Annotated in this window: 27 protein-coding genes and 1 pseudogene; 20 read left to right on the top strand and 8 right to left on the bottom strand. The window is 62.6% G+C overall.

The annotated features are described in order from the left end of the window. The first annotated feature begins 26 nt into the window (after window positions 1-26). From N2A41_RS11930 to N2A41_RS11900, 7 genes are all read left to right on the top strand, one after another. Window positions 27-980 (top strand): nucleoside hydrolase, encoded by a 954-nt coding sequence (locus N2A41_RS11930; protein ID WP_130754025.1) that lies wholly within the window; start codon window positions 27-29, stop codon window positions 978-980. 186 nt (window positions 981-1,166) lie between these two features. Then, entirely contained in the window at window positions 1,167-2,006 is an 840-nt protein-coding gene (gene cobA, locus N2A41_RS11925) for a uroporphyrinogen-III C-methyltransferase (RefSeq protein WP_260111018.1), read from the top strand. Next, entirely contained in the window at window positions 2,003-3,310 is a 1,308-nt protein-coding gene (locus N2A41_RS11920; protein WP_260111017.1) for a cobyrinate a,c-diamide synthase, read from the top strand. Before cobA ends, N2A41_RS11920 begins: the two co-directional genes overlap by 4 nt. Further along, a complete protein-coding gene (locus N2A41_RS11915; RefSeq protein ID WP_260111016.1) occupies window positions 3,307-4,371 on the top strand; it encodes a threonine-phosphate decarboxylase in 1,065 nt (354 codons plus the stop codon). Before N2A41_RS11920 ends, N2A41_RS11915 begins: the two co-directional genes overlap by 4 nt. Further along, window positions 4,368-5,348, top strand: coding sequence for an adenosylcobinamide-phosphate synthase CbiB (gene cbiB / locus N2A41_RS11910; RefSeq protein ID WP_260111015.1), 981 nt, complete (start codon window positions 4,368-4,370; stop codon window positions 5,346-5,348). Before N2A41_RS11915 ends, cbiB begins: the two co-directional genes overlap by 4 nt. Before the next feature lie 298 nt (window positions 5,349-5,646). Then, complete coding sequence (locus tag N2A41_RS11905; protein WP_018074603.1) at window positions 5,647-5,847, top strand: ECs_2282 family putative zinc-binding protein; 201 nt, start codon at window positions 5,647-5,649, stop codon at window positions 5,845-5,847. A gap of 149 nt (window positions 5,848-5,996) precedes the next feature. After that, entirely contained in the window at window positions 5,997-6,428 is a 432-nt protein-coding gene (locus N2A41_RS11900) for a L,D-transpeptidase (RefSeq protein ID WP_222387544.1), read from the top strand. Between the two features lie 69 nt (window positions 6,429-6,497). Here the strand turns inward: N2A41_RS11900 and N2A41_RS11895 are convergent, their stop codons facing one another. Beyond that, window positions 6,498-7,220, bottom strand: a complete 723-nt coding sequence (locus N2A41_RS11895) for a Crp/Fnr family transcriptional regulator (protein WP_260111014.1) — start codon at window positions 7,218-7,220, stop codon at window positions 6,498-6,500. A 409-nt stretch (window positions 7,221-7,629) separates the two neighbouring features. On the opposite strand from N2A41_RS11895, the gene N2A41_RS11890 reads away from it, so the two are divergent. From N2A41_RS11890 to N2A41_RS11860, 7 genes are all read left to right on the top strand, one after another. Then, window positions 7,630-7,908, top strand: coding sequence for an acyl carrier protein (locus N2A41_RS11890; RefSeq protein WP_003540486.1), 279 nt, complete (start codon window positions 7,630-7,632; stop codon window positions 7,906-7,908). A gap of 204 nt (window positions 7,909-8,112) precedes the next feature. Then, a complete protein-coding gene (locus N2A41_RS11885) occupies window positions 8,113-8,595 on the top strand; it encodes a 3-hydroxyacyl-ACP dehydratase FabZ family protein (protein WP_003540474.1) in 483 nt (160 codons plus the stop codon). Next, the gene (locus N2A41_RS11880; RefSeq protein WP_260111013.1) at window positions 8,592-9,797 is read left to right on the top strand and encodes a beta-ketoacyl-ACP synthase; all 1,206 of its coding nucleotides are present in this window, start codon (window positions 8,592-8,594) and stop codon (window positions 9,795-9,797) included. The genes N2A41_RS11885 and N2A41_RS11880 overlap by 4 nt, the downstream gene beginning before the upstream one ends. 12 nt (window positions 9,798-9,809) lie before the next feature. Next, the gene (locus N2A41_RS11875) at window positions 9,810-11,096 is read left to right on the top strand and encodes a beta-ketoacyl-ACP synthase (protein ID WP_260111012.1); all 1,287 of its coding nucleotides are present in this window, start codon (window positions 9,810-9,812) and stop codon (window positions 11,094-11,096) included. A gap of 57 nt (window positions 11,097-11,153) precedes the next feature. Beyond that, entirely contained in the window at window positions 11,154-12,182 is a 1,029-nt protein-coding gene (locus tag N2A41_RS11870; RefSeq protein WP_138390969.1) for a zinc-binding dehydrogenase, read from the top strand. A gap of 4 nt (window positions 12,183-12,186) precedes the next feature. Continuing rightward, the gene (locus tag N2A41_RS11865) at window positions 12,187-13,122 is read left to right on the top strand and encodes a lipid A biosynthesis lauroyl acyltransferase (protein WP_260111011.1); all 936 of its coding nucleotides are present in this window, start codon (window positions 12,187-12,189) and stop codon (window positions 13,120-13,122) included. Between the two features lie 261 nt (window positions 13,123-13,383). Beyond that, on the top strand, window positions 13,384-14,100 hold the full coding sequence (locus N2A41_RS11860; RefSeq protein ID WP_260111010.1) for a PAS domain-containing protein: 717 nt from the start codon (window positions 13,384-13,386) through the stop codon (window positions 14,098-14,100). A gap of 54 nt (window positions 14,101-14,154) precedes the next feature. Here the strand turns inward: N2A41_RS11860 and N2A41_RS11855 are convergent, their stop codons facing one another. The 3 genes from N2A41_RS11855 to N2A41_RS11845 form a co-directional block, all read right to left on the bottom strand. Then, the gene (locus N2A41_RS11855; RefSeq protein WP_017964658.1) at window positions 14,155-14,517 is read right to left on the bottom strand and encodes a VOC family protein; all 363 of its coding nucleotides are present in this window, start codon (window positions 14,515-14,517) and stop codon (window positions 14,155-14,157) included. Further along, the gene (locus N2A41_RS11850) at window positions 14,518-14,916 is read right to left on the bottom strand and encodes a polyketide cyclase (RefSeq protein WP_018480786.1); all 399 of its coding nucleotides are present in this window, start codon (window positions 14,914-14,916) and stop codon (window positions 14,518-14,520) included. A gap of 70 nt (window positions 14,917-14,986) precedes the next feature. Beyond that, window positions 14,987-15,625, bottom strand: a complete 639-nt coding sequence (locus tag N2A41_RS11845) for an AraC family transcriptional regulator (RefSeq protein WP_260111009.1) — start codon at window positions 15,623-15,625, stop codon at window positions 14,987-14,989. Between the two features lie 210 nt (window positions 15,626-15,835). Between N2A41_RS11845 and gndA the strand changes: the two genes are divergently transcribed. The 5 genes from gndA (at window position 15,836) to N2A41_RS11820 (ending at window position 19,986) form a co-directional block, all read left to right on the top strand. Further along, entirely contained in the window at window positions 15,836-17,287 is a 1,452-nt protein-coding gene (gene gndA, locus N2A41_RS11840; protein ID WP_260111008.1) for an NADP-dependent phosphogluconate dehydrogenase, read from the top strand. Window positions 17,288-17,372: 85 nt separating this feature from the next. Beyond that, complete coding sequence (locus tag N2A41_RS11835; protein ID WP_260111007.1) at window positions 17,373-18,131, top strand: carbon-nitrogen hydrolase family protein; 759 nt, start codon at window positions 17,373-17,375, stop codon at window positions 18,129-18,131. A 13-nt stretch (window positions 18,132-18,144) separates the two neighbouring features. Continuing rightward, a complete protein-coding gene (locus N2A41_RS11830) occupies window positions 18,145-18,639 on the top strand; it encodes a GNAT family N-acetyltransferase (RefSeq protein ID WP_260111006.1) in 495 nt (164 codons plus the stop codon). 56 nt (window positions 18,640-18,695) lie between these two features. Continuing rightward, on the top strand, window positions 18,696-19,205 hold the full coding sequence (locus N2A41_RS11825; RefSeq protein WP_260111005.1) for a GNAT family N-acetyltransferase: 510 nt from the start codon (window positions 18,696-18,698) through the stop codon (window positions 19,203-19,205). 163 nt (window positions 19,206-19,368) lie between these two features. Continuing rightward, complete coding sequence (locus N2A41_RS11820) at window positions 19,369-19,986, top strand: class I SAM-dependent methyltransferase (RefSeq protein WP_260111004.1); 618 nt, start codon at window positions 19,369-19,371, stop codon at window positions 19,984-19,986. A 48-nt stretch (window positions 19,987-20,034) separates the two neighbouring features. On the opposite strand, the gene N2A41_RS11815 is transcribed toward N2A41_RS11820, so the two are convergent. Genes N2A41_RS11815 through N2A41_RS11805 form a run of 3 tightly spaced genes read right to left on the bottom strand, consistent with a single transcriptional unit; the run spans window position 20,035 to window position 22,320 of the window. Continuing rightward, on the bottom strand, window positions 20,035-20,580 hold the full coding sequence (locus tag N2A41_RS11815; protein ID WP_260111003.1) for an AAA family ATPase: 546 nt from the start codon (window positions 20,578-20,580) through the stop codon (window positions 20,035-20,037). A 15-nt stretch (window positions 20,581-20,595) separates the two neighbouring features. Further along, on the bottom strand, window positions 20,596-21,672 hold the full coding sequence (locus N2A41_RS11810; RefSeq protein WP_260111002.1) for a D-alanine--D-alanine ligase family protein: 1,077 nt from the start codon (window positions 21,670-21,672) through the stop codon (window positions 20,596-20,598). Between the two features lie 33 nt (window positions 21,673-21,705). Next, window positions 21,706-22,320 carry a C39 family peptidase gene (locus N2A41_RS11805; protein ID WP_260111001.1) on the bottom strand — a complete coding sequence of 205 codons (615 nt, stop codon included), beginning with the start codon at window positions 22,318-22,320 and terminating at the stop codon, window positions 21,706-21,708. 601 nt (window positions 22,321-22,921) lie between these two features. On the opposite strand from N2A41_RS11805, the pseudogene leuS reads away from it, so the two are divergent. Further along, a pseudogene (leuS, locus tag N2A41_RS11800) lies at window positions 22,922-25,438 on the top strand (leucine--tRNA ligase). A gap of 58 nt (window positions 25,439-25,496) precedes the next feature. Here the strand turns inward: leuS and N2A41_RS11795 are convergent. Next, window positions 25,497-26,540, bottom strand: coding sequence for a LacI family transcriptional regulator (locus N2A41_RS11795; protein WP_260111000.1), 1,044 nt, complete (start codon window positions 26,538-26,540; stop codon window positions 25,497-25,499). Window positions 26,541-26,668 lie beyond the last annotated feature (128 nt).

Here is a 26,668-nt window from a genome sequence, read left to right as displayed (position 1 = left end):
CACGGTTCACATCTAGAGGATATCTCATGCACAAGGTCATTTATGACACTGACCCTGGCGTCGATGACGCCATGGCGCTTCTCTTCCTGCATCGTCATCCCGAAATCGACCTTCTCGGCATCACCACGGTTTTCGGCAACGCCTCGGTCGAGACGACGACGCGCAATGCGCTCTTCCTCAAGCGCGAATGGAATATTCCGGCACCCGTTTCCAAAGGCGCCAGCGTCACCATCGATTCCGCGCGCGCGGAGCGGCCATGGCCGGCCATGGTGCATGGCGAGAACGGCCTCGGTGATATCGACGTGCCCGAGACGATCGACCTGCCGCTCGATCCGCGCCCGGCGCATCGCTTTATCATTGACACGGTGCGCGCCCATCCGGGCGAAGTGCGACTCGTCGCCGTTGGCCGAATGACCAACCTGGCGCTGGCGCTGAAGGAAGATCCCGAGATTGCGACGCTGGCCAAGGACGTCGTCATCATGGGCGGCAATTTCTATGTGCCGGGCAATGTCTCTCCGGTCGCCGAGGCCAATATCCACGGTGATCCCGAAGCTGCCGACATCGTCATGACCGCGCCCTGGAAGGTCGCCGTCATCGGCCTCGACGTCACCGCGATCACCACGATGAGCCGCAGCTATCTCGGCGAGATGGCGGCCAGAGGTGACAAAGCAGTCAAGCAGCTCGACGCGCTCTCGCAGTCCTACATCGATTTCTATAAGCACGCGGTTGAAGACGGCATGATGGTGCATGACAGTTGCGCCTGCGTCTATGTCGTGGTGCCGGAGCTGTTCTCGTCGATCTCGGGTGCGGTGCGCGTCGTCTGCGGCGGCATTGCCGACGGTCAGACGATCGTTAGGCCGGACGCCCGGCGTTTTCCGCCTGACGGCGCTTGGGATGGGCTGCCGAGCCAGGTCGTCTGCACCGGTATTGAATCGGAGAAGGTCCTCGACCTCATCCGCAACACGCTGCTTGCAGCCTGACGGATGGGAGAGCCGGCGGCATCGCGCCGGCTTTCGATATATGATAATATATTCAGATTGTTGTGCGGGTTTTTCGAGAATTCGAATCCGCCTCTTCGCAAAGTGAGTCATATCAATCTCAGCAACTTCAAGTGAGGTGATGGGCGCGGCGTTGACCTTGCCCTTTGCGGGGCCTAGATCAGCAGAATGATCGATGCCGCATTCTCCCATCTTCCGGCGCTGGAGCCGGGCAGCGTCTGGCTCGTCGGCGCCGGTCCCGGCGATCCCGGCCTTTTGACGCTGCTAGCCGCCAAGGGGCTTTCCGAGGCCGACGTCATCGTCCACGATGCGCTGGTCAACCAGGAATGCCTGGCGCTGGCGCGGCCGGAAACGCTGGTGGAATATGCCGGTAAACGCGGCGGCAAGCCTTCGGCGAAACAGCGCGATATCTCGTTGCGGCTTGTGGAACTTGCGCGCGCCGGCAAGCGGGTGCTGCGGCTGAAGGGCGGCGATCCCTTCGTTTTCGGCCGCGGCGGCGAAGAGGCGCTGACGCTGGTCGAGCACAACGTTCCTTTCCGCATCGTGCCCGGCATCACCGCCGGCATCGGCGGGCTTGCCTATGCCGGCATCCCGGTGACGCATCGCGACATCAACCATGCCGTGACCTTCCTCACCGGCCATGATTCCTCCGGCATCGTGCCTGACCGGATCAACTGGGAGGCAATCGGCCGTGGCTCACCCGTCATCGTCATGTACATGGCGATGAAGCATATCGCCGAGATCAGCGCCCGCCTGATGGCCGCCGGCCGGCCGCCATCAGAACCCGTCGCCTTCGTCTGCAATGCCGCCACTGGCCGGCAGCAGGTGCTGGAGACGACGCTTGGAGAGGCGACCGAGGCCGTTGCTGTCTCCGGGCTGGAGCCGCCGGCGGTGGTCGTCGTCGGCGAGGTGGTGCGGCTGAGGGCCTCGCTCGACTGGCTCGGCGCACTCGCTGGACGGCGGCTGCAGCCCGATCCGTTTCGCCGGTCCGGCAAGGTGCGGGCATGAGCGGCCTCCTGATCGCAGCCCCTTCCTCCGGCGCAGGCAAGACGATGGTAACGCTCGGGTTGCTCCGAGCGCTTCGCCGGCGCGGCATTGCGGTCGCGCCCGGCAAAGCCGGCCCCGACTATATCGATCCCGCCTTCCATGCGGCGGCGAGCGGCACGCTCTGCCTGAATTTCGACCCATGGGCGATGCGTGGGGAATTGATCTCGGCCAATGCCGCGCTTCACCGCTCCGGCGACCGCATCCTCGTCATCGAGGCGATGATGGGGCTTTTCGACGGAGCCGCCGACGGAAGGGGAACTGCGGCCGACCTTGCCGCTCAGCTCGGGCTTTCGGTGGTGTTGGTCGTCGACGCCTCGCGCATGTCGCAGTCGGTGGCGCCGCTGGTTTCCGGTTTTGCCGGTTTCCGTGCCGATGTCCGCGTCGCCGGCGTCATCCTCAACAAGGTCGGCAGCGGCCGCCACGAAGCGATGCTGCGACAGGCGCTGGAGGCTATCCGCATGCCCGTCATCGCCGTCATCGGCAGCGACAAAGGGCTTTCTTTGCCGGAGCGGCATCTCGGGCTGGTCCAGGCCGGCGAACATGCTACGCTCGACGCTTTCATCGACCATGCGGCGGATGCGGTCTCCGAGGAATGCAATTTCGAATTCCTGCTGCGCATTGCAAAGCAGGGGCTCAACCGGCCATCGGCCGCCAATATCGACCGGCTACCGCCGCTGGGCGCACGCATCGCCGTGGCCCGCGATGTCGCCTTTGCCTTTTCCTACGAGCATATGCTGCTCGGCTGGCGCCGCCGGGGTGCTGCGATCTCTTTTTTCTCGCCGCTCGCCGACGAGGCGCCGGCTGGCGATGCCGATGCGATCTATCTGCCCGGCGGTTATCCCGAGCTGCATGCCGGACGGCTGGCAGAGGCGCAGAATTTCCGCGCCGGCATGCTCGATGCGGCAGCGCGCGACATCCGGATCTACGGCGAGTGCGGCGGCTACATGGTGCTCGGCGACGGGTTGATCGATGCGGAGAGCAAGCGCCATCAGATGCTCGGCCTGCTGCCCGTCGTCACCAGCTATGCGGAGCGAAAGCGCCATCTCGGCTATCGCCGAGTTGTGCCGCTCGACGGCGCCTTCTTCGCACGGATGATGACGGCCCATGAATTCCACTATTCCAGCGTCGTCTCAGAGGGCGAGGGCAAGCGGCTGTTTCAGGTACAGGATGCGCTCGGAACCGATCTCGGCATGGCCGGGCTGCGGCGCGAGCAGGTGGCGGGCTCCTACATGCATCTGATCGACCTTGCCGGAGCCTCCGCATGAGCGCACCGATCGCGCATGGCGGCGGCATCACCGCCGCTGCCGCCGCCTTCGGCGGCAGGCCGGAAGACTGGCTCGATCTTTCCACAGGCATCAATCCGTGCCCCGTCGCGCTGCCTGACATTCCGGCGCAAGCCTGGCACCGCCTGCCGGACAGGCACCTCGTCGATGAGGCAAGGCGCGCGGCGCGCGACCACTACGGCAGCGGCGAGATTCTGCCGCTACCAGTGCCCGGCACACAATCGGTGATCCAGCTTCTGCCACGCCTGGTCGAGGCGGGCAGGCTGGTTGGCGTCGCGGATGAGCAAGTCGATGTGACGGACAACAGGATCGCCGTGACGGACGATAGGATCGCCGTGGTGTCGCCAACCTATGGCGAGTATGCGCGCGCCTTCACCTCGGGCGGCTTTACCGTCGACGCTGTCGATAATCTCGCCGCGATCGGGATCGAGCATAGGCTGGCCGTCGTCGTCAATCCGAACAATCCTGACGGACGGGTATGGCCGGCCGAAACACTGATTGCTCTGCACGACAGGATGAAGGCAGCAGGCGGGCTTCTCGTCGTCGATGAAGCCTTCGGTGATACGGATCCAGCGCTCAGTCTTGCATCCCGTGCGCCGCAGCTTACCAATCTCATCATCTTCCGCTCCTTTGGCAAGTTCTTTGGACTTGCCGGCCTCCGGCTCGGCTTTGCGATTGCGCGCGGCGATATTCTCGTGCGTTTCGAAGACTGGCTCGGACCTTGGGCGGTCTCCGGACCGGCCCTTTCGATTGCCGGTTCGCTGCTGCGATCGGACGTTTCTGCTATCCGCAGCCGCATCAATGAACGTTGCACCGGCCAGCATGCGGTGCTGAAGGGCGGGGGGGTGCGGATGGCTGGAGGAACGGCACTCTTCACCCTTGTCGCCGATGCGAGAGCCGGCGACATTTACATGCATCTCTGCCGCCATCATATTCTCGTCCGCAAGTTCGAGTATGCGCCGAATTGGCTGCGTTTCGGGCTGACTCCCGATCCGGCGGCAGACAGGCGGCTTGGCGAAGCCCTTCAGAGATTTGAGCGATGACGATCGACGAAAACCTTCTCGTACTGCTTCTGGCGCTGCTGCTCGACCGGATCGTCGGCGATCCGCAATGGCTGTGGTCGCGGATGCCGCATCCCGTCGTCGTCTTCGGCGCGGCGATCTCCTATGCCGACCGGCAGCTCAACCCAGCAAGCCTCACGAGCTCGCAACGCCGAATGAACGGTATCGCCGCCATCCTGGCGCTGCTTCTTTTGACGGTGGCCGCAGGCTTTGTGTTCAACCGGTTCTTCGCGCTGTTCGGCCTTGTCGGCATCTTGCTGGAGACCGGGCTGGTGGCGATCTTCCTGGCGCAGAAAAGCCTTGCCGATCACGTCGCGGCCGTTGCCCTCGCGCTGCGCGACGAGGGGCTTGCCGGCGGGCGGGCCGCCGTCTCCCGCGTCGTCGGACGCGATCCCGAGACGCTGGACGAGCCAGCCGTCTGCCGCGCGGCGATCGAAAGCCTCGCCGAGAATTTCTCCGACGGCGTCGTTGCGCCGGCGCTCTGGTATGCCGTCTTCGGCCTGCCGGGGCTCTTCGCCTACAAGATGCTGAACACGGCGGATTCGATGATCGGCCATAAGTCGGAAAAATACATCGACTTCGGCTGGGCTGCCGCCCGGCTCGACGACGTCGCCAACTGGCCGGCCGCGCGCCTCTCCATCCTGCTGATTGCCGGCGGCGCCTGGATCCGGCGGGGAACAAGCGCCGGCCGTGAGGCGATCCGCGTGGCGATGCGCGACGGGGCCTTGCACCGCTCGCCGAATTCCGGCCGGCCGGAGGCGGCCATGGCTGGCGCGCTGAACGTCCAGCTCGCCGGGCCGCGCATCTATGGCGGCGTCATCGTGCGCGAACCGATGATCAACGACGCCGGCCGCGACATGGCGACGTCGGGCGACGTCGAGGACGGCGTATCGGTGTTTTATGCCAGTTGCATGGTGCTTGCGGGCATTACGTTCGGGCTGTTTCTGTGTTTTCTGTAGGGTCGTGCCGTGCATACGGGATGTAGGGTGTGCCGTGGTACCCCCCTCTGCCCTGCCGGGCATCTCCCCCACAGGTGGGGAGATCACAAGTGGCTTGAACTTCGTGCCCCTTTACGGTTTCGCCCTGCTGTGACACCAGTTGTTTGGGGAAGCCGGTGCGTCCAGCCAATCTCCCCACCTGTGGGGGAGATGCCCGGCAGGGCAGAGGGGGCTCACACGGCACGCTCCCCGGTAGACAGCTCCCGCTCAAACGTTTATGCGAAACGCCTCATATCTCCATCAGACCGGAAGCAGAGCGATGACAGTTCAGGTTGAATTACCGTGCCCGAAGTGCAAGAGCACCAAGATGAAGTTCGAGCGGCCCGAGATCCGGGAGACCGACATCATCACGTGTGCGGCCTGCGGGCATAATCTCGGCACGATGGCCTCGATCCGCGAGAAGATGAACAAGGCCTACCAAGGACTCAAGAAGCCTTCGGCGGCGCGCAAACTCCAGTGAGGCAGGCGCCGCTGTCTTCCGGCGCCAGCTCCCGCTTTTTCGCTCGTTATAATTGTGATTACCATTCGGATTAAAGCAATATAATAAGTATTGCCGTAGTCTCTCTTTCGTGAGGGCGCAATTAAGCTGCGCGAGTTCGAAGAGGGGTTATGATGAAGACGATTTTGGCGGCCGCGGCCGCAAGTTTATTGCTGCAGTTTTCTCCCGTTGCCGCTGAGGCAGCAACGCTGGTCGCCAATGTCAGCATCGGCAACCAGATGATGACCGTTTCCGAGAACGGCTTCGTCAAGTATCGCTGGAAGGTTTCGACGGCGCGCAACGGCTATGTCACGCCAACCGGTTCGTGGAGCGCCAAGTGGCTGTCGCGCGATCATCGCTCGCGCAAATACGACAATGCGCCGATGCCGTTTGCAGTGTTCTTCAACGGCGGTTACGCCGTTCACGCCACCTTCGATTTGAAGCGTCTGGGTACGCCGGCCTCGCATGGCTGCGTTCGCCTGCATCCCGATAACGCCGCCCAGTTTTTCTCGCTGGCGCGACAGGCCGGCCTTGCCAATACCCGCGTCGTGATCACGCGCTGATCTCGGCTCGGCGCCAGACCCCGAATTCGGCATCTGATCCGTTTTGCGCGCTGATCCCGGATCCGCGTTCTATGCGCTGATCATTCGCTCCAGCTCATCCATGTCGGGCACGATGATATGTCGGAAGTTCTCGATTCGAATGACGCCGCTCTTGCGCAGCCTGGTCATCTGGCGGCTGACGGTTTCGATCGTTATCCCCAGAAAATCGGCAATCTCGGCGCGGGACAGCGGCAGGTCGAAATCGGTGCTCGTGGCGGTCTGCGGTTCGGCGTGTGTGGCGATCAGGTAAAGCAGGCTTGCGACTTTCTCGCCTGCGGTGCGCCGGCCGAGGGTCAGCATCCATTCGCGCGCGGCGTCCAGCTCCTTTAGCGCCTGATCGTGCAGACTGCGCTGCAGGTCCGGCGTCTCAGATATCATCCGGTCGAGCAGGTTGCGGGGAAAGACGCAGATTTCGGCATCGGTCGCAGCCTCAGCCGACAGCGAGCTTTCACGGATGAAGGGTCTGCCGACGAAATCTGGGGCGAATTGCAGGCCGACGATCTGCTGGCGCCCGTCCTGCATCACCTTGCAGAGCTTCACCACCCCGCGCACGATGTTCGAATAGAAAGAGCTTTCCGACCCTTGGGCGATGATCTCGCAGCCGGCCCCGATCTTGCGGCGCAGAGAGTGGCGGTTGAGCTCTCTCAATTGACCGCTCGACAGGGCGCCGCAGACGGCGCCGTGCCGCGCCTGGCAGGAAGCGCAAGCGACGGGAGTGCCGGTCTCGAAAGGCTCGCTGCGGGCAATATCCATGTCCTGATCCCTTTTGAAATCTCGTATGGCTGGCACGACTGGCGCGTCCGGCATCGCCAGCATGCCCCAGCGCCGCTTGAGGATTATCAATTTTGCCGGGATCGCTGTTTGATCTAGATCAAAGCATGCCCGCCCGTGGGTTTTGTCGGGAACCGCGCTTGCCCCGGTGCGAGGGCCATCCATGGGTTTGATTCGGACGGCTTCTCCGATCTGCCGGCGGGCGGACCTTCCACAGAGGCCTCGCCTTCCGCTTCGACGCCTGTTCGGGTGACGGCAAATGCCGGCATTCCATTGCTGTTTAGGCAACACCCAGCCGGCAAATTGCCGCGACGCCGGGACGAAAGCATTGGCTTTTGAAATGGATTTGCCTATGAGGGGGTTTAAATCGTCATTTCATGAGGTACAGCGCGTGACCGCTACATTCGATAAAGTTGCCGACATTATTGCAGAAACCAGCGAGATCGACCGCGCGACGATCACGCCGGAGAGCCATACGATCGACGACCTCGGTATCGATAGCCTCGATTTCCTCGACATCGTCTTTGCGATCGACAAGGAATTCGGCATCAAGATCCCGCTCGAAAAGTGGACGCAGGAAGTCAACGAAGGCAAGGTTTCCACCGAAGAATACTTCGTGCTGAAGAACCTCTGCGCCAAGATTGACGAGCTCAAAGCAGCCAAGGCCTGAGCGACATAACCGTCTTTTTTGAACGCCCTGCCGCCGTGAATATGGCGGCCGGGCGGTTTCGTTCCTAACTAGTGCGTGCCGCCCAAAAGTGCGCAGCGGTTTTGGGACAACGGCATGCATAAAAACAAAGACCTAAAGTGCGAACCAGATGCGCTTTAGGCATCACCGGCGGGCGGATCTGGCCTGTCGGGCCGGAGGATCCGAATGCTGCTGGAATATTTCCAGATGATTGACCGCGTCGAAGCGGTGGACCTGAAGAAGGGCACGCTTAAGGCGCGATCCGTCGTGCCGGCCAAGAGCCCCGTCTTCGAGGGTCATTTTCCCGGCATGCCGCTCGTTCCCGGCGTGCTCCTGATCGAGACCATGGCGCAGGCCTCCGGCATGCTGGTGCTTGCCGTCACCAATTTTGCCGCCATGCCTTTCCTGATGACGGTCGACGGCGCCAAGATGCGCACTTTCGTCGAACCGGAAGCCGTGCTCGACATCGAGGCGGTGCTCGAGCATGACGGTTCGGGTTTCGCGGTCACCAAGGCTAAGATCACCAGCGGCGGCAAGAAGGTCTGCGATGCGCAATTGAAACTGCGCACCATGCCGTTTTCCGAGGTGCCGCTCGGCGATATCGTGAAGAAACGTGCCGGCGAGATCGGGCTTCTCGAAGCGATCGCGGCGCAGGGAGTGATTGGATGAGCAAGGCTGCAAACGACGTCGTCATCTCGGGCATCGGCATCGTCACCTGTCAGGGCGTCGGCAAGGATGCGCATATCGCGCTGCTTTCGTCCGCAAGCAGCCCGAAGGCGATCGTCGAGACCGAGAAGTTCAAGCCCTACCCGGTGCATCCGCTGCCCGAGATCGACTGGTCACAGCAGATCGCCAAACGCGGCGACCAGCGGCAGATGGAGAACTGGCAGCGCATCGGCGTTTTCGCCGCCGGCCTTGCGCTCGACGATGCCGGCTTCAAGGACGATATCGAGGCCTGCGGCACGATGGATATGATCGTGGCGGCCGGCGGCGGCGAGCGCGATATCAATGTCGACACATTGATCGTCGATGAGGCGCTGAAGCGCAATGACCGCGAATTGCTGCTAAACGAGAAGCTGACGACCGAGCTGAGGCCGACTCTGTTCCTCGCCCAGCTTTCCAACCTGCTCGCCGGCAATATCTCCATCGTGCACAAGGTTACCGGTTCGTCGCGCACCTTCATGGGCGAGGAAGCAGCCGGCATATCCGCCGTCGAGACCGCCTTCTACCGCATCAAATCAGGCGAATCCTCGCATGCACTTGTTGGAGGCGCCTTCGCGGCCGAGCGGCCTGACATGATCCTGCTCACCGAGGCGATCGGCGCTCATGCGCGCGGCGACTGGGTGCCGCTCTGGTCGCGCAAGCTGAGCGACGGCGGCGGTATGATCACCGGTTCGGCAGGCGCCTTCCTGGTGCTGGAATCGCGCAAACACGCTGGAGCCCGCGGCGCCCATATCTATGCCGTCATCGACGCGGTCGAGGGCGACCGCGGCAACCGCAATTCCGGCAATCTCGAAGTTCGGCTGGAGCGGCTTTTGGCACCGGCTGCAGGGCTTGCCACTGAGAGCACGGCGATTTTTTCCGGATCGACCGGCATGCACGATCTTGCCGCTCGCGAGCGGGCGGTGCTCGAACATCAATTGCCCGACGTTGCGATCCGCGGCTTCGGCGGGGTCACCGGCCATACGATCGAGACGCAGTTCACGCTCGGTCTGGCGCTCGCAGCCCTTGCCGTCGATGGCAAGGTCAAGGTTCCGCCCTTCGATGCCGCCCATGAGGCGCCGATGCGGGCAGGCGCCACCGCCGCCGTCGTGACCACGGTCGGACACCAGCGCGGCGAGGGCGTTGCCGTTCTTTCCGCAGATGCGTGAGGAGTGAGAGATATGACAGCTTCCGTTTATAGAGATCACCTCGGCCGTCCGATCGTGGCTGTTACCGGCATGGGCATCATCACCTCGCTCGGTCAGGGCCTCAGCGACAACTGGGCAGCGCTTTCGTCTGGCACGTCGGGCATCCACGAGATCAACCGCTTCCCGACCGAGGGCCTGTCGACGCGGATCGCCGGCACCGTCGATTTCATCGGCATCCCGGTGCCGAACGCCGTCGAGCGCTCCTATGCCTTTGCCCGCGAAACGACGATCGAGGCGCTCGCCGATGCCGGCCTTTCCGGCGATTTCAACGGCCCGCTATTCCTCGCCGCTCCGCCGATCGAGCCGGAGTGGAGCGCGCGCTTCGAACTTGCCGACCGTTCGCCGGGCTCCGACCATCCGGGTGACGCTTATGAGCGATTCCTGACGGCGCTGCGCCAGCGTCCGGACCCGGCCTTCCATGAGGCAGCACTGTTCGGCGCTATTTCCGAGCGCCTTGCCGACCGGTTCGGCACCCGCGGCCTGCCCGTGACGCTGTCGACCGCCTGCGCCTCCGGCGTCACGGCGATCCAGCTCGGCATCGAGGCAATCCGCCAGGGCCGCACGGATCGCGCGCTGACGGTCGCGACCGACGGGTCGCTGAGTGCCGAAGCTCTGATCCGCTTCTCGCTGCTCTCAGCCCTTTCGACGCAGAACGATCCGCCGCCCAAAGCTTCCAAGCCATTCAGCAAGGATCGTGACGGCTTCGTCATCGCCGAAGGTGCTGCGACCCTGGTGCTGGAATCGCTGGAATCAGCAGTCGCCCGCGGCGCCAAAGTGCTCGGCATCATGAAGGGCGCCGGCGACAAGGCCGACAGCTTCCACCGCACCCGGTCTTCGCCCGATGGCGGCCCGGCAATCGCGACGATCCGCGCGGCGCTTGCCGATGCCGGCATCGACGAGAGCGGCATCGGTTACATCAATGCGCACGGCACCTCGACGCCGGAGAACGACAAGATGGAGTATGGGGCGATGTCCGCCGTCTTCGGCGAACGGATCGTCGGCATTCCGGTTTCGTCGAACAAGTCGATGATCGGCCACACGCTGACGGCGGCGGGCGCCGTCGAGGCAGTGTTCTCGCTGCAGACGATGTTGACCGGAACGCTGCCGCCGACCATCAACTACAACAACCCCGATCCTTCGATCGTTCTCGATGTCGTGCCGAACAAGAAGCGGGAAGCTCAGGTTTCAGCCGTGCTTTCCAATTCCTTCGGCTTCGGCGGGCAGAATGCCAGCCTTGTCATGGCGCTCGAACCGGCTTAAGCGGTTCCCGACAATTTTTATGACAAGAAGAACGCCTTCAAGGCGAGGGATTTTGCCATGCGCGCTTTGCAACTGATCGACGACCGCAAGCTTGAGATCACCGATCTGCCGGAACCGGATGCCCCAGGTGCCGGCGAGGTGACGCTGCGCGTCAAGGCGGTGGCGCTCAACCATATCGACGTCTGGGGCTGGCGCGGCATGGCATTTGCCAAGCGCAAGATGCCGCTGGTCATCGGTGCGGAAGCTTCCGGCGTCGTCGAAGCGATCGGACCGGGCGTCGCGAATGTGCTGCCGGGCCAGCTGGTGGCGATTTATGGCGCGCGCACCTGTGGCCTCTGCCGCCCCTGCCGCGAAGGCCGCGACAATCTCTGCGAACATGTCTCCGGCGTGCACGGCTTCCATCTTGACGGCTTTGCGCAGGAGAAGGTCAACCTGCCGGCGCGCCTGCTGGTGCCGGCCCCTCCCGGCGTCGACGCGATCGGCGCGGCGCTAGCGCCCGTCACCTTCGGCACGGTCGAGCATATGCTGTTCGACAATGCCAAGCTTGAGCCGGGTGAGACGATCCTCGTCCATGCCGGCGGCTCCGGCATCGGCACGGCGGCGATCCAGCTCGCCAAGAAGATCGGCTGCACCGTCATCACCACGGTCGGTTCGGACGATAAGATCGAGAGGGCCAAGGCGCTTGGCGCCGATCACGTCATCAACTACCGCACCGACCGTTTCGAGGGCGTGGTGCGCAAACTCACCAAGAAGAAGGGCGTCGACGTCGTCTTCGAACATGTCGGCAAGGACACCTGGGCGGGCTCGATGCTCTGCATGAAGCGCGGCGGGCGCCTCGTCACCTGCGGCTCGACCTCGGGCGTTTCCACAGAGATGAACCTGATGATGCTGTTCCAGCAGCAGCTGAAGCTCTTCGGCTCCTTCGGCTGCCGCATGGAGAACATGGCGGATGCGATGCAGAAGATGGGCCGCGGGCTCGTCCATCCCGTCATCGATACCGAGGTCAGCTTCAGCGATATCGACCGGGCGCTGGAGCGGATGGAATCGCGGCAGATCTTCGGCAAGATCATCCTGAAGATGGATTGACTGCGTGAAACTGTTCATCACCCGGATCGTTCTGGCGCTCAGGAATTTCCAGCAATGGCTGGTGGCGCAGGTGATGTTCGGCTTCCTGAATTTCCTGAAGCTGTTTCCGGCCGATGGCGCGATCCGCTTCGCCGACAGGATGATGCGCCGCCTCGGCCGGCTGACCAGCCGCCACAGACTGATGCTGACCAATCTGCGCAATGCCTTCCCTGAGAAGAGCGAGGCCGAGATCGAGGAGATCGCACTCGCCAGCTGGGGCAATATGGGCCGGCTTGCCGCCGAATACGTCTTCCTCGACCAGCTGTTTGACTATGATCCCGAAAAATCGGAGCCGGGCAGGGTGGAGGTGTCGGGCGTCCCGATCTTCCTCGACCTGCGCGATAATCCGCGACCCTTCATCGTCTTTACCGGCCATACCGCCAATTTCGAGCTGCTGCCGGTGGCGGGTGCTGCCTTCGGGTTGACGGTGACGGTGCTCTTTCGGCCGCCGAACAATCCTTATGTCGCCAAGAAGGTGTTCGACTTCAGGAGCGCGCGGATGGGCAAGCTGGTGCCGTCGCATGCCGGCTCATCCTTCGCGCTTGCCCGTCAGCTGGAAGCGGGCCAGGGCGTGGGCGTGCTGGTCGACCAGAAATTCCGCAAGGGGCTGAAGGGCACCTTCTTCGGACGTGACGTCAAGACCAATCCGCTGCTGCCGAAGCTGGTGCGCCAGTTCGACTGCGAGGTCTATCCGGCGCGCTGCATCCGGCTGCCCGGAAATCGCTACCGGCTGGAAATCGAGCCGCGGCTGGATATGCCGCGCGACGCCTTGGGTAATCTCGACCTGCCGGCCGCCGCCCAGCTGCTCAACGACAAGGTGGAAAGCTGGGTGCGGGAATATCCGGACCAGTGGCTCTGGTATCACGACCGCTGGCAGATCAAGCAGACGCTCGCGCCGTAGAACGGGATGATCTAAAATAATAGTTTGAGCGTGATGTTGCGCGAAAACCGCTCACCCTTTCGGCATCATGCTGCAAAAACGTCCACCCTCATTTATCAGCGGTGAAAAGCGGCAGGTGCTCTCGGATTGAAACTGAGGGCACTTCATGTTACCCGTCACCACCAAGGCGCGAATAATGTCTACTGAAAGGCGCATTTTTGGGAAATGCAGCCATGTGAGGTTTCGGACTCGTCTCTTGGGACAATGAGAGTGGGAGGCGTCTTGCTGGAGCTTTTTCGAGCTTTTTCTTTGCGTTGCGTGCAAATCGAGGAAGCCATACGCCTGGGCGACGACCAGCGCGTCACGGCGCTCGACCGTCATGTCGAGCCGCTGGTCGAGGCAATCCTCGCCTGCCGGGCAGCCAACCTGCTTGAAGTTTACATGCAACTGCAGTTTGTGAGCCATCTGATCAGCCAGGATGCCGACGACAGCGCCAGCGTTACGGAGCACACGTCGGTGCTTTCCTATCTGCTCGACCGCTATTTCGGGGCGCATGGGCCGGACTGGCGCGTGCCTTCGCCGCAGGATGTGCGCATCGAGCCGCCGCCGGCCTATGTGCCGGATACCGACAATGGCCAGTTCCTCAACGCGGTAATCCTTGAAAGCCTGCCGGATCGCGTGGCGGTGCTGACCAGGGACTATCGCTACCTCTATTCCAATCCGGCCAACAGCGTCCATCTCAATAGGAAGCCGATGGAACTCATCGGCCGTCACCTTTCCGAGTTCATCGGCGAGGAGCGGTTTGCCGAATGCGCCAAGCACAAGCTCGACGCCTGTTTTGCCGGTGACCAGATCGACTATAGCTATGAGCGCTCGGCAGGCAGCGGCGGGTCGCGGCAGGTGCGCTGTCGCATGTCGCCGCTGCGCGATGCGGGCGGCACGGTGATCGGCGCCCTGCTCGTCATGGAAGATCTCGATCGGCTGTCGCAGGCTGCCTGATCCCGGTCGGCAGCCTTAGGCAGCTGACCAACTCGGGTTCCTTGGGTAGTCTGGCTAAGCCGCCGCCCAGACGGCGAGCTCGTAACCATCGCGGTCGAGGAAGTGGAAGCGACGGCCGCCGGGAAAATCGGTGATCGGCCGGCAAATCGTGCCGCCGGCTCTTTCGACTGAGGTCAGCACTTCTTCCAGATCATTGGCATAGACGACGACTAGCGGGCCGCCCCCCGTCCGCACCGGTCCGAAATCGGTAAAGCCGCCCTTCAGCCGGCCATCGTCGAATTCGCAATAGTTCGGGCCGTAATCGGTGAAACGCCAGCCGAAGGCCGAGCCGTAAAAGGCTTTGGCGGCAGCGATGTCGGCGACGTTGAATTCGACGTAATCGATACGGCGATCGTGGTTTTCTGTCTTCTCGGCCATCTATCTCTCCATCAGGGCTTTCAGCATGGCGAGATCCTTCTCGACATGGGCGGCATCGGCGGAAAACTGCGCGTCGGTCATGCCGGGCAGGCGCAGCAGCGTGAACATGACCTCGCAGCCATCGCCGTTCGGCACGATGCGCAGCGCATTATAGACCCTGAGGCCGGATTCGATCGTCACTGTATGATCGATCACGCCGAATTCATTGGCAGGCACGAAGCTCACCTTGACGCTGCCAAGAGCGCCGTGGGCGATCCAGTCGGCGCCGTGCGGTTCGAGGCCGGTCGCAAGGCCGGAAGCCCAGAGCGGCATGTTCTCCGGTTTGCCGGCGAAATCATAGACGTCGCGCCAGTCGCGCTCGATCGACAGGTGGATGATTTTCGCGGGCATTGTCGTCATCGGCTGCAGGTCCCTGTCATTTGGTTTCGTCAGAATAACAGACCGGCCGGCAGCGTCTTGAACAAAACAGTCAGTCGGCTCTTTGCCGCAAGCTGAGCTGGTCGAGAATGACTGCGGGCGTCAGCGTCGAGAGCTCGCCGACCTCGCGCGTCATGTGGGGCTGGTCGGCAAAGCCCGCTTCGAGTGCAAGGCGGGCAAGCGGCATCGTCTCCGACCTGCGGCAGAGGTCGAGGAAACGCTGGAGCCGGCGGATCCGTTCCAGCGTCTTTGCGCCATAGCCGAAATGATGGTGGCAGCGGCGACGCAGCTGCCTTTCGCTCATGCCGAGCCTGTCGAGCAGGCCGGATGCCGCGCGGCCGCTGTCGGCGGCGGCAAAGATCACGGCAGCCTCTCGGGCGGGCTCTTCCTCATGGCGCGCGGCCCCTTCGAGCAGGCGGCCAAAACGTGCGCCAATGACAGTCGCGCCCGGCCGAATGACGGGAAAGGCCGCCGTCCTGTCGGGACCGGCGACAACCAGCCGGCCGTCGATCCAGAGGAGATCGCAATAACCGTCCGGTACGATCGCCACCATTGCCGGCGGTCCGGCATGCCGCGCATGCGACCAGAGGTGGCTGAAATGGCGTCGCAGCGCCGGCGGCGTCGCATATTCGCGGTAGCGGCCGGCGCGGGCCGCCAGGAGAGCCGTCTCTTTTCGTTTTCCCGATGCCAATGCGATATCTCCCGAGGCACTGATGATACCATGAGATAGGGCTTTACGGGCAGGTCGCACAAAAAACTTGCGGCTTCCGGATTGGCGGCAGCTGGTGGGTTGTCGGACAAGCGGGGATATTGCAAGCCTCATTTCATTGGCTTTTGCGAACCGATTAGACCCTTGCGAGACTTGCCGTTTGACCGAGACAGTGCCACAACACCGGTCCAAATGACACATCGGAGGTTTGTCGTGGAAAAGGCAGAAATCGGACTGATCGGCCTTGCGGTCATGGGCTCCAACCTGGCGCTCAACATCGCGGAGAAAGGCAATAAAATCGCGGTGTTCAACCGCACGCCGGAGAAAACCGACGAATTCTACGAAAGCGCCGGCGATCTGAAGAAGCAGATTATTCCCTGCAAGACCATCGAAGAGTTCGTCGATGCGATCCGGCCACCGCGTCCGATCATCATCATGATCAAGGCGGGCGAGCCCGTCGACCAGCAGATGGAGCTGCTGCGCCCGCATCTCTCCAAGGGCGACATTATGATCGATGCCGGCAACGCCAATTTCCGCGACACCGTCGCCCGCTTCGACCGGCTGAAGAATACCGATCTGACCTTCATCGGCATGGGTGTTTCCGGCGGCGAAGAAGGTGCGCGCCATGGCCCGTCGATCATGGTCGGCGGCACCGAAGAGTCCTGGAGGCGCGTCGAGAAGGTGCTGACCTCGATTGCCGCCCGCTACAATGACGAGCCCTGCGTCGCCTGGCTTGGCAATGACGGCGCCGGCCATTTCGTCAAGACCATCCATAACGGCATCGAATATGCCGACATGCAGATGATCGCCGAAATCTACGGCATCCTGCGCGACGGCCTCGGCAAGAGCGCCTCCGAAATTTCCGGCATCTTCGGCGAATGGAACAAAGGCCGGCTGAACTCCTACCTGATCGAAATCTCCGAGAAGGTGCTTGCCGCCACCGATCCGGTCTCCGGCGGGCCGATGGTCGACATGATCCTCGACAAGGCCGGCCAGAAGGGCACCGGCAAGTGGTCGGCGATCGAGGCGCAGAACATGGGCATTCCGGCAACGGCGATCGAAGCCGCCGTCGCCGCCCGCAGTCTCTCTTCGATGAAGTCGCAGCGCGAAGCCGCCGAAAAGATCTTCGGGACGCAGGCTGTGTCCTTCCCGATTACTTACGGCCCCGCGCTGAACAAGGATCTGGAACTGGCGCTTTTCGCCGCTAAGATCGGCGCCTATGCGCAGGGCTTCGCGGTGATGGCGGAAGCATCGCGCGAGTTCAACTGGTCGCTGCCGATGCCGACGATTGCCCGGATCTGGCGCGCCGGCTGCATCATCCGCTCGCAGTTCCTCGACGAGATCACCTCGGCCTTCACCAAGGCACCTGACGCTGCAAACCTGATCGTCACGCCAGCCTTCTCCGACATGGTCAAGGAATCGATCCCGGCGCTTCGCCGCGTCGTCGGCGCCGCGATTGCCGCAGGCCTGCCGGTTCCTGCACTGACCTCGGCGCTGACCTATTTCGACGCCTATCGCCAGGGCAGGGGAACGGCAAACCTCATCCAGGCACAGCGCGATTTCTTCGGCGCCCACGGCTTCGACCGCCTTGATGGTAAGGACTTCCACCACGGCCCCTGGGGCAGCGGTGCCTCGACCTTTTGAGGTTCAGCCCGATTTTCAAGAAGAGGCCCGGCCACAGTGCCGGGCCTCTTGCTGAGATGCCGCGGCCGAGAACCCGGAGGTCTAAGTGACGAGCATTCGGATAGCCGCCGCCCAGACGCCGGAGTTTCGGGAGAATGTCGAGGCGGCAATGGATTATGCGGTTAGGGTCGCGGCGTTCGCCGAGGCTGATGGCGTGGCCCTGCTGGTCTTTCCCGAAGGTTTTCTCCAGGGCTACCTGACCGATGAAGCATCGGCGCGGCGCGTTGCCCTCGATCTGGCATCGGCCGAGTTCGCGGCGGTCCTCGATCGGTTGCCGAAGTCGGGACCGGTACTGGTGATGGGGCTGATCGAGATCGATGATGGGCGATTGTTCAACACCGCCATCGTCGTCGAGCGCGGTGTCCTCCTCGGCCGCTACCGGAAAACCCACCTGCTGCGCGGCGAACGGGCTTTCGAGGCAGGAAAGGAGAGCCTGCTCTTTCCGATCGGTGCCCTGCGCTTCGGAATCAACATCTGCTACGACACGAATTTTCCCGAAGCAGCGGCAAAGGCCGCCGCGTCTGGCGCGTCGCTGATCGTATGCCTCTCCAACAACATGATGCCACGGGAAAAGGCGGAAATATTCAAGCAGATGCATAATGCCGTTCGCGGCGAAAGATGCCGCGAGACAGGTCTGTGGCTGATATCGTCCGACGTAACGGGTGAGCGCAATGGGCGCATCGCCTGGGGACCGACGGCGGTGCTGAACCGGCAAGGGCAAGTCGTGGCGCAACTGCCGCTGGAGGAGCCCGGCTTGCTGGTCTTCGACTTTCCCTGCATAGCACCTGTGAGCTATCGCCCTTGAGGAATTGACAGATATGCTCATCCGATACGAAACGCCTGATGATATTGATGCGATCCATGATCTGACCTCGACCGCATTCAAGCCGATGCCCTACAGCGACGGTACGGAAGCGAAGATTGTCCGAAGACTTCGCGCGAAGGGCGATCTCGAGATATCGCTGGTAGCAGAGGAGGACGGCGAGATTCTCGGCCATGTGGCGTTTTCGGCGGTGACGATCAACGGTGCGCATGACGGCTGGTTCGGGCTGGGGCCGATATCGGTCAAGCCGGAGAGACAGCGACAGGGTATCGGCAAGGCGATGATTGCACGGGGTCTCGAATTGTTGAAAGAGCGCGGCGCCAGCGGATGCGCCCTGATCGGCAATCCCGAGATATATAGCCGTGTCGGTTTCAGCAGCGACGGACAACTGAAGCATCTCGACCTCGATACGCGGCTCGTGCAGAGGATTGTCTTTCGGGGATCTCCACCAAGCGGGACGTTGCAATTCGTTCCGGCATTTGAAAGCTAGAATATTCCGTTCAACGGCCGAAACTCCAAACCCAAGCTGACAGAGAAGGTGACGACATGTCCGAAGCGGGCACGGTGACCATTCGAACCGAGCGTCTCAAGCTCCGCATGCCTGAAATCGGCGATTTCGCCGCCTATGCTGAGATCATGGCCTCGCCGCGATCCGTCGGAATGGGCGGCCCGTTCGATCTGCGCGCGGCTTGGGGAATGTTCTGTCACGACGTCGCTCTGTGGCAGCTTTTCGGGCACGGAGCGCTTACGATCGAGCTTGGCGAAACCGGCGAATGCGTCGGTCAGGTGGGGATCAATCACGGACCACTCTTTCCCGAAAAGGAACTGGGCTGGTTCGTCTATGAGGCATACGAAGGCAGAGGCTATGCGACCGAAGCGGCGCTCGCGCTGCGCAACTGGGCCTTCGCGACGCTCAAGCTGCCGTCGCTCGTCAGCTATATCGCTCTCGGCAACGCGGCATCCGTTGCCGTTGCGGAGCGGCTGGGCGCGCGTCTCGATTCCAGAGCACCCCGAACGGAGCCTGCCGATCTCGTTTACCGGCACCTCGCTTCCTGAAACGCGGAACATGATCTTGGGCGCACTGCGATTGGTTGCAGACGTCTCAGTTCTTACATGTTGATCAGCTACTGCTTAATTCAAATACTACAGCGTCCTTTGCGCGTCTGAAAGACGCTCGGTGCTGGAGGATATCGGGTTCTACAAGAGACGGGGATATCGGATGACGGGCGAGAAGCGGGAACACTGGGACGAGGTCTACCGCACGAAATCTGCCGACAGCGTCAGCTGGTATCAGCCGATGCCCGGGCCTTCCTTGCGGGCGCTTGACGAGCTGCAACTGCCGCCCACGGCCTCGCTGATCGATGTGGGCGGCGGCGCATCGAGCCTTGTTGACCGTCTTGTCGAGCGCGGGTGGTCCGACCTCACCGTCCTCGACATCGCTGCGCCGGCGCTCGAAGTCGCCAAGGCGCGACTGCGGGATGAAGCCGCCCGCATCGCCTGGGTGGTTGCCGACGTCACGTCATGGCAACCCGACCGCCACTACGATGTGTGGCACGACCGCGCCGTTTTTCACTTCCTCACCGAGCCCGAGCAGCGGCTGGCCTACCGCCGCGCGCTCGAAAGCGGCACAGCGCCAGGCAGCGTCGTGATCATCGCGACTTTCGCGCCGGACGGGCCGGAACGGTGCAGCGGCTTGCCGGTCCAGCGTTACGACGCGGTGGCGCTTGCGACCGAATTCTCGTCCACCTTCGCGCTTCAGCGTGACTGGCGGGAGGAACACACGACACCCGGCGGTGGCCGGCAGTCGTTCCAGTGGTGCGTTTTTCGCAGGCCCTAAACCCTTTTTGAGAAGGCGGGCGGCTGAGCAACACTATAACGATGTCGTCTACTGCTGCCTCGTTTCCCGAGAGAGGCAGTCGAGGATGAAATCCGCGCGGTCGGCGACCACGATTTTCGGCAGCGTGACGACGTCGTAGCCGAGCTTCGGATAGACGGCGGCAAGTCGATCATATTCGGCGACCGCCTCGTCGAAGCCATGGCGCCGCTCGGGGTCGGTCGTGTAGATTTCGGGCCACGGCGGCGTGAGAAAAACCCTCGGGTGATAGCGGTGGGCGGCGCTCAATTTTTCCAGGACCGGTTCTCCAGTCAGGTGCTGCAGCGCTGCCGCCGCATCGATCAGCCCGCGATCGAAGAACGTCCAGCCGGCCTGCTCACGCGCCGTCGTGTAGTCAGCCATCGCCATCTCGATTGCGCGGCGGGTAAAGGCCGCCATGTCGACCCAGGGCAGGGCCGCGCCGCCGCCCTCGAGTTCCTGTTTGACGATCCGTCGGCCGGGCTCTTCGACGATGGCATGACCGCGGGCGGCAAGTTCCGCAAGCAGTGTCGATTTTCCACCGCCGGAACATCCCGAAATCAAGACCAGCCCGTTCATGATCGAGCTCCCGTCTCAGGCGGTCCGGCGGGCGCGCGCCAGGCCGTGGTCCACCAGTCGGTCGATGATTTCGGCGTAGGTGATGCCGCTTGCGGCCATCGCCTTGGAATACATGCTGATATCGGTAAAGCCGGGGATGGTGTTGATTTCATTGACGAGGAACCGCATGTCATCGGTCAGGAAGAAGTCGATGCGGGCCATGCCGTCGCAGCCGACGGCCCGGAAGGCTCTTGCGGCCACGTCGCGCATGGCGGTCTCGATCTCCTGCGGCAGTTCGGCCGGCACTTTCAGCGCCGCACCTTTCTCGTCGACATATTTGGCATCGTAGCTATAGAAACCGTGGCTTTCCGCCAGCACGATCTCGCCCGGCCGGGAGACAAAGAGTTCTCCTGCTGGATCTTCCAATACGCTGAATTCGATCTCACGGCCGCGCACGAATTCCTCGGCGAGCAGCGTGCGATCGTGGCGGAAGGCCTCAGTAAGGGCGGGCGCGAATTCCTGGCTGGCATGGACTTTGGCAACGCCGACCGACGATCCCTGGCGCGCAGGCTTGATGAAGAGCGGCAGGCCAAGCTCGCCTTCCAAGGCTGCCAGTGAAGGGGCGCCACCCTCATGGATCGTCACCGCGCGCGCCACCGGCAGGCCCGCCGCCCTCAGCAGGCGTTTGGCGATGTCCTTGTCGAGCGCTGCGGCGGAGCCGAGGATGCCGCAACCGGCGAGTGGAACGCGGGCCACCTCCGCAGCACCCTGCACCGATCCGTCCTCGCCATGCTGGCCGTGGAGAACAGGAAACAGGATGTCGACCTTTGGTAGGTCATGCGGCGCCCCACGAGCTGGGATTGCCAGCACGCGGCCGCGCCCACCCGGCACCAGGCAGATTTCCGTGCCCGATGAAGGCGTCGCCAGTATGCCGTCCTCGAAACTGCTCAGCAGCCATTGCCCCTCGCGGGTGATGAAAATAGGGATAGCATCGTATTTCTCGGGCTTGAGTGCGCCCATGACATTGGTTGCCGAGAGCACGGAAACTTCATGCTCGGCCGAGCGGCCGCCGAAGAGAACGGCAATGCGCAGCCTGTTTGGGGATGGGGTCATGAAAGCCTCCGAAACGATCTGGTGTTGAATAGGTCAGGCGTCGACCGATATGCCGCGATTGGCGAAGAAACGGTCGAAGACCGCAAGCGGCAGAGTCACATCGGCCTGGCTCGCTTTGTCGTGGCCGGACGGGTTGTGAAAGCGAATCGTCTCCTGCGAGGCTGACGTCACCAGCACCAAGTGTCCGCCTTTCGACGGTGGTTCTCGCTCCGGCCAGCGGATGCCTGAGTTCACCGATGCGATAAAGAACGGCTGCTTCGACAGAAGCTCTGGAAGGTCTGATGTCTCGACACCGGTCACCGTCTCCGCGCTAAGCCCGAAGCGCTCGACGACGAAGCGGACGAAGGGCGCGTAAATCAGCCCTTTGATCGAGGCATCGATCTCGCTGACGACATAACCGCCAAAGGCAGTGCAGGCGCGGGCAAGTTCGAGTGTCGGATGGATCTCGCCGCGGGCGGCAAGGATCATCTTCAGGCAGGCCATGCCGCAGACATTGACCGCCCAGCGCGCATATTCCTCGATAGTCGCGGCTCCCGAATGGCGCCAGAGCGGATCGCTGAGCAAGGCCTGCGATCCCTGGGCAAGCACCGGCAACGTCATGCCCGGTGTTTCCCACTGGCTAAAATAGGGCACACCGTTTTGCTGCATCCTGTCGATTCCCCCGTGGCTTGTCTCTGAGATGGCGGGCAATCTGGGCTTTTTTCGAGCCGATGCGGCACACCCTGATCATCTAGTCGCTGGCGCCATCCGTCCACCGCGCTATCCATGCGGTGACGCGGCGCGGCGAGGCAGTCATCCGAAGATCGCGGCGGTGCTCCGATCAGCTGGTAAGAAACCTGGCGGATCTGAACGGAGCTTTTCGTGCAAATACACTCTTGGCATGAGCGATCTTATCGGGCACTCTTGGCTTATGACTATGGCAACTCAAGCACCAATCGCCCGCAGAAGCGGTACACGACTTATGACCACGGCCTCCTGATCGGAGCCGGGTCGACGCTGTCGTTTGCTTTCCGTTTATTTGCCTGAGTTACCATCCATGGACATCAGATCGTTTCCCAAGCCGTATTGTGCTTTTTCCGTTCTGCAGGCGGTAATGAGATTGCTTGCTGCAACTCCGCACGTGCTTCGACTTAGCCGCGGCTGCCGGACGTCACCGGAGCACCGGCAGCTGTAGCTGCTCCTGAACCAAAGAACGCCTCCATTTTTCAGGACACGCCGCCGCAAAGCCGGCCGGCGCCAGGAGTAATTCATGCCTTATGATCCCACAAAGATCGAACTGAAGTGGCAGGCCTATTGGGCGGACCACCATATCTTCCGAGCGGAAATCGATCCGGCCAGACCGAAATTCTACGCACTCGACATGTTTCCATATCCGTCCGGTGCGGGCCTGCATGTCGGCCATCCTCTCGGCTATACGGCCACTGATATCATGTGCCGATACAAACGCATGCGCGGCTTCAATGTCTTGCATCCGATGGGATGGGACAGTTTCGGCCTGCCGGCGGAGCGCCACGCGATGCGGACTGGCGTGCATCCCGATATCACGACGAAGCGCAATATCGAGACGTTTCGCGGGCAGGTGCGGAGGCTGGGCTTCTCCTATGACTGGAGTCGTGAGTTTGCCACGACCGACCCCGCTTATGTGCGCTGAACGCAGTGGATCTTCCTGAAGCTGTTAGAGAAGGGCCTCGCCTATCAGGCGGAGGTCGCGGTCAACTGGTGCCCGGCCCAGAACGCGGTGCTTGCCGACGAGGAGGTCAAGGACGGGCGTTATGTCGAGACCGGCGATCCCGTCATTCGGCGCAGGATGCGCCAGTGGATGCTGCGCATCACGGCCTATGCCGATCGGCTGCTGCAGGGACTGGACGGCCTCGACTGGCCCGAAAACCTGAAAATCATGCAGCGCAACTGGATCGGACGCTCCGAGGGCGCCGAAATCCGGTTTCCGCTCGAGCACGGCAAAGAGGTCATCACCGTCTTCACGACGCGCCCCGAGACCCTGTTCGGAGCAAGCTATATCGTGCTCGCGCCGGAGCATCCAGCAGTTGCCGCCATCGTCGAGCCGGAAATGCGCGAGGCGGTGGCCGCCTATATTGCCGAGGCCGAAGGATTGGAAGAGACGGCGCGGGCCGATGCCGGGCGCGAGAAGACGGGCGTCTTCACCGGCGCCTATGCGATCAACCCTGCCAACGGAGCCCGGCTGCCGGTTTGGGTGGCCGATTACGTGCTGGCTGGCTACGGCACCGGCGCCCTGATGGCGGTGCCGGCTCATGACGCGCGCGACCACGCTTTTGCCCATGCGCACGAGCTGCCGCTTATTCGCGTGATCGACAGCGAGGACGATATCGAAAAGGCGGCTTATGAGGGCGAGGGGACGATAGTCAACTCCGGCTTCCTGAATGGTCTGGCCTCGCCGGAGGCTAGGAAAGCTATGATCGCTTGGATGCAGGCGAGCGGCGCAGGCTGGCCTAAGGTCATCTATCGCCTGCGTGACTGGTTGTTCTCCCGCCACCGCTACTGGGGCGAGCCGATCCCGGTGCTGCATCTGGCGGACGGCTCGGTGATGCCGCTGCCCGAGGAATGCCTGCCCCTGCTGCCGCCTGAACTGGACGACTACGCTCCGACGCCGGATGGCGAACCGCCGCTTGCCCGTGCGCAGGCCTGGGTCGAAACGATCGTGCCGGGCACCGACATTCCGGCACGGCGGGAGACCAACACGATGCCGCAATGGGCGGGCTCCTGCTGGTATTATCTCAGATTCCTCGATCCGGAGAACACCAGCGAACCCGTCGGGCGCGAAGCCGAGCGCTATTGGATGCCGGTCGATCTCTATGTCGGCGGCGCCGAACACGCGGTCCTGCATCTGCTCTATGCCCGCTTCTGGCACAAGGTGCTTTACGACATCGGCGTCGTTTCGACGGAAGAGCCGTTCCAGCGGCTGTTCAACCAAGGCATGATCCTTGCTCATTCCTACCGCGACGCGGCAGGCCGGTATTACGAGCCGTCTTCCGTCGTCGGCGAGGAGGGTAGATGGTTCGCTGGGTCGGTCGAAGTGCAGCGCGCCGTCGAGAAGATGTCGAAGTCGCAGCTGAACGTTGTTAATCCCGACGATGTCGTCCATCAGTTCGGGGCCGACGCCTTGCGCCTGTACGAGATGTTCATGGGACCTCTGGACGCGGCAAAACCCTGGCAGACCGCTGGCGTGATCGGCGTGCGTCGGTTTCTGGAGCGTGCCTGGCGTATTGTCTGCGACGAGAGCGACGGATTGTCTCCAGTGGTGCTGGAGGTGGCTCCCAGGCCGCAGCTTCTGCGCTTGCGCCACCAGACGGTGAAGGCCGTGACGGCGGATATCGAAGCAATTCGGTTCAATACCGCGGTTTCCCGGCTGATGGAACTGGCCAACGCACTGACGTCGGAAGCAGCGCGTCCGCGCGAAGTGGTGGAGACATTCGTGCTGTTGCTCGCACCCTTTGCGCCTCACATTGCGGAGGAGTTGTGGAGCAAGCTTGGTCACGGGGAAACACTGACATGGGTTTCCTGGCCCACCTTCGATCCTGCAATGATCGAGATGGAGACCCGCGAATATGTCGTGCAGATCAACGGCAAGGTTCGCCACCGCTTCGAAGCCGCCGCCGATCTCGGCGAGGCGCTGCTTGCAGCAGCGCGATCCGAACCTTCCGTCATGGCCTTGCTCGACGGCAAAACGGTGGTCAAGGAAGTTCTGGTCCCGGGGCGACTGGTGAATTTCGTCGTCGACGACCTGTGATGATCCAAAGCTGATCGTCGAGATTTGGGCCCGACGATCCGTTCCCTCAACCGACCGCCTACCTGCTGCTCTCCGGCCAGGTCGGCTGGCTTACGCTCTGCAGCAGTTCCGGTTCGACGCCGTCGATGCGGGCGATGACGGCTTTGGCCATTTCGCGGCCGGCTTGGCGCACGTCTTCCTGGGCGGTGATGATCTCGGGGCGGATCCAGTTCAGGATCGGAACCGATTGCTTGGAGACCATGTCGAGATCGCGACCGAGTGCCTTGCCGGCGGCCTCGATGCCGGCATTGACGGCGATTGCAGCACTGCCGGCCGAACAGACGATGCCGTCAGGGGCGTTGGCCGAGCGCATCATCACCTCGACGATGTCGCGGATGTCGGCGAGCGGTGCGTCGGTGTTGACGCGCAACGGCACTTCCTCGGCGCCGTAATCATGCAGGCCGGTCTGGAAGCCGATGCGGATGTGGGCGTAGTAGGTGAGCTTGCTCGGCGGCTGCAGCAGGGCGATGCGGCGCCGGCCGCGCTTGACGAGCTTTTCCACGGCCTGATGGGCGAAGGCCTCGTTGTCGAAATCGTGGAAGGGGTGCGTGAGACCCGCATCGGTGCGCCCATGCGTGGCAAAGGGCATGCCGCGCTCGCTCAGCAGCCTTACGCGCGGATCGTCCGGCTCGATGCGGGAGATGATGACGCCGTCGGCCGAACCGGTATCGAGGATATAGCGCACCGGCAGCATCGGGTCCTTGCTGTGGGAATGCGGCGTGATGACGATATGATAGGGCGTGCCGGATAGCACCTCGGAGATGCCGAAGACCATCTGGCTCGAGAAGCCCATGATCTCCTCGTCGATGCTGAGAACAAGGGCGATGACGTTGGTCTTGCCGGTGCGCAGGCGCACACCTGCCCTGTTCGGCTGGTAGCCGAGCTGGCGGGCGACCATGCGCACGCGCTCCTTGGTTTCCGCCCCAATATCCGGCGCATCCTTCAGCGCGCGCGACACCGTCGTCACGCCAAGGCCGGTCATGAAGGCGATCGTCTTCAACGTCGGGCGCTCGCGCGCTGCCGGCGTCGATGCCGCGTTCCCGAAATTTCCCTTGTTTTCCATCCCTTTAGGCCGTCCTGCGCGAATTGGTGACGCTTATAGAGGCTTTTTCCAGCGTCGTAAGCCCGCCGCATGCCAAAATCGCACCTCCCTGAGGAATGCAATCTGTAACGATACAGTAGAAATGTCGA

The sequence above is a fragment of the Rhizobium sp. SRDI969 genome (assembly GCF_025152725.1).
Classification (GTDB): Bacteria; Pseudomonadota; Alphaproteobacteria; order Rhizobiales; family Rhizobiaceae; genus Rhizobium; species Rhizobium leguminosarum_I.
This window is presented reverse-complemented; position numbering and strand designations above follow the sequence as displayed.

Bases quoted from the DNA above. Each gene is read 5' to 3' on its own strand.
- cbiB (WP_260111015.1), top strand. From the start codon at position 4,368: ATGACGATCGACGAAAACCTTCTCGTACTGCTTCTGGCGCTGCTGCTC.
- N2A41_RS11820 (WP_260111004.1), top strand. From the start codon at position 19,369: ATGACGGGCGAGAAGCGGGAACACTGGGACGAGGTCTACCGCACGAAA.
- N2A41_RS11905 (WP_018074603.1), top strand. From the start codon at position 5,647: ATGACAGTTCAGGTTGAATTACCGTGCCCGAAGTGCAAGAGCACCAAG.
- N2A41_RS11880 (WP_260111013.1), top strand. From the start codon at position 8,592: ATGAGCAAGGCTGCAAACGACGTCGTCATCTCGGGCATCGGCATCGTC.
- N2A41_RS11915 (WP_260111016.1), top strand. From the start codon at position 3,307: ATGAGCGCACCGATCGCGCATGGCGGCGGCATCACCGCCGCTGCCGCC.
- N2A41_RS11930 (WP_130754025.1), top strand. From the start codon at position 27: ATGCACAAGGTCATTTATGACACTGACCCTGGCGTCGATGACGCCATG.
- N2A41_RS11900 (WP_222387544.1), top strand. From the start codon at position 5,997: ATGATGAAGACGATTTTGGCGGCCGCGGCCGCAAGTTTATTGCTGCAG.
- N2A41_RS11870 (WP_138390969.1), top strand. From the start codon at position 11,154: ATGCGCGCTTTGCAACTGATCGACGACCGCAAGCTTGAGATCACCGAT.
- N2A41_RS11850 (WP_018480786.1), bottom strand. From the start codon at position 14,916: ATGACGACAATGCCCGCGAAAATCATCCACCTGTCGATCGAGCGCGAC.
- N2A41_RS11825 (WP_260111005.1), top strand. From the start codon at position 18,696: ATGTCCGAAGCGGGCACGGTGACCATTCGAACCGAGCGTCTCAAGCTC.
- N2A41_RS11815 (WP_260111003.1), bottom strand. From the start codon at position 20,580: ATGAACGGGCTGGTCTTGATTTCGGGATGTTCCGGCGGTGGAAAATCG.
- gndA (WP_260111008.1), top strand. From the start codon at position 15,836: ATGACACATCGGAGGTTTGTCGTGGAAAAGGCAGAAATCGGACTGATC.
- N2A41_RS11810 (WP_260111002.1), bottom strand. From the start codon at position 21,672: ATGACCCCATCCCCAAACAGGCTGCGCATTGCCGTTCTCTTCGGCGGC.
- N2A41_RS11830 (WP_260111006.1), top strand. From the start codon at position 18,145: ATGCTCATCCGATACGAAACGCCTGATGATATTGATGCGATCCATGAT.
- N2A41_RS11805 (WP_260111001.1), bottom strand. From the start codon at position 22,320: ATGCAGCAAAACGGTGTGCCCTATTTTAGCCAGTGGGAAACACCGGGC.
- N2A41_RS11855 (WP_017964658.1), bottom strand. From the start codon at position 14,517: ATGGCCGAGAAGACAGAAAACCACGATCGCCGTATCGATTACGTCGAA.
- N2A41_RS11875 (WP_260111012.1), top strand. From the start codon at position 9,810: ATGACAGCTTCCGTTTATAGAGATCACCTCGGCCGTCCGATCGTGGCT.
- cobA (WP_260111018.1), top strand. From the start codon at position 1,167: ATGATCGATGCCGCATTCTCCCATCTTCCGGCGCTGGAGCCGGGCAGC.
- N2A41_RS11795 (WP_260111000.1), bottom strand. From the start codon at position 26,540: ATGGAAAACAAGGGAAATTTCGGGAACGCGGCATCGACGCCGGCAGCG.
- N2A41_RS11895 (WP_260111014.1), bottom strand. From the start codon at position 7,220: ATGGATATTGCCCGCAGCGAGCCTTTCGAGACCGGCACTCCCGTCGCT.
- N2A41_RS11885 (WP_003540474.1), top strand. From the start codon at position 8,113: ATGCTGCTGGAATATTTCCAGATGATTGACCGCGTCGAAGCGGTGGAC.
- N2A41_RS11920 (WP_260111017.1), top strand. From the start codon at position 2,003: ATGAGCGGCCTCCTGATCGCAGCCCCTTCCTCCGGCGCAGGCAAGACG.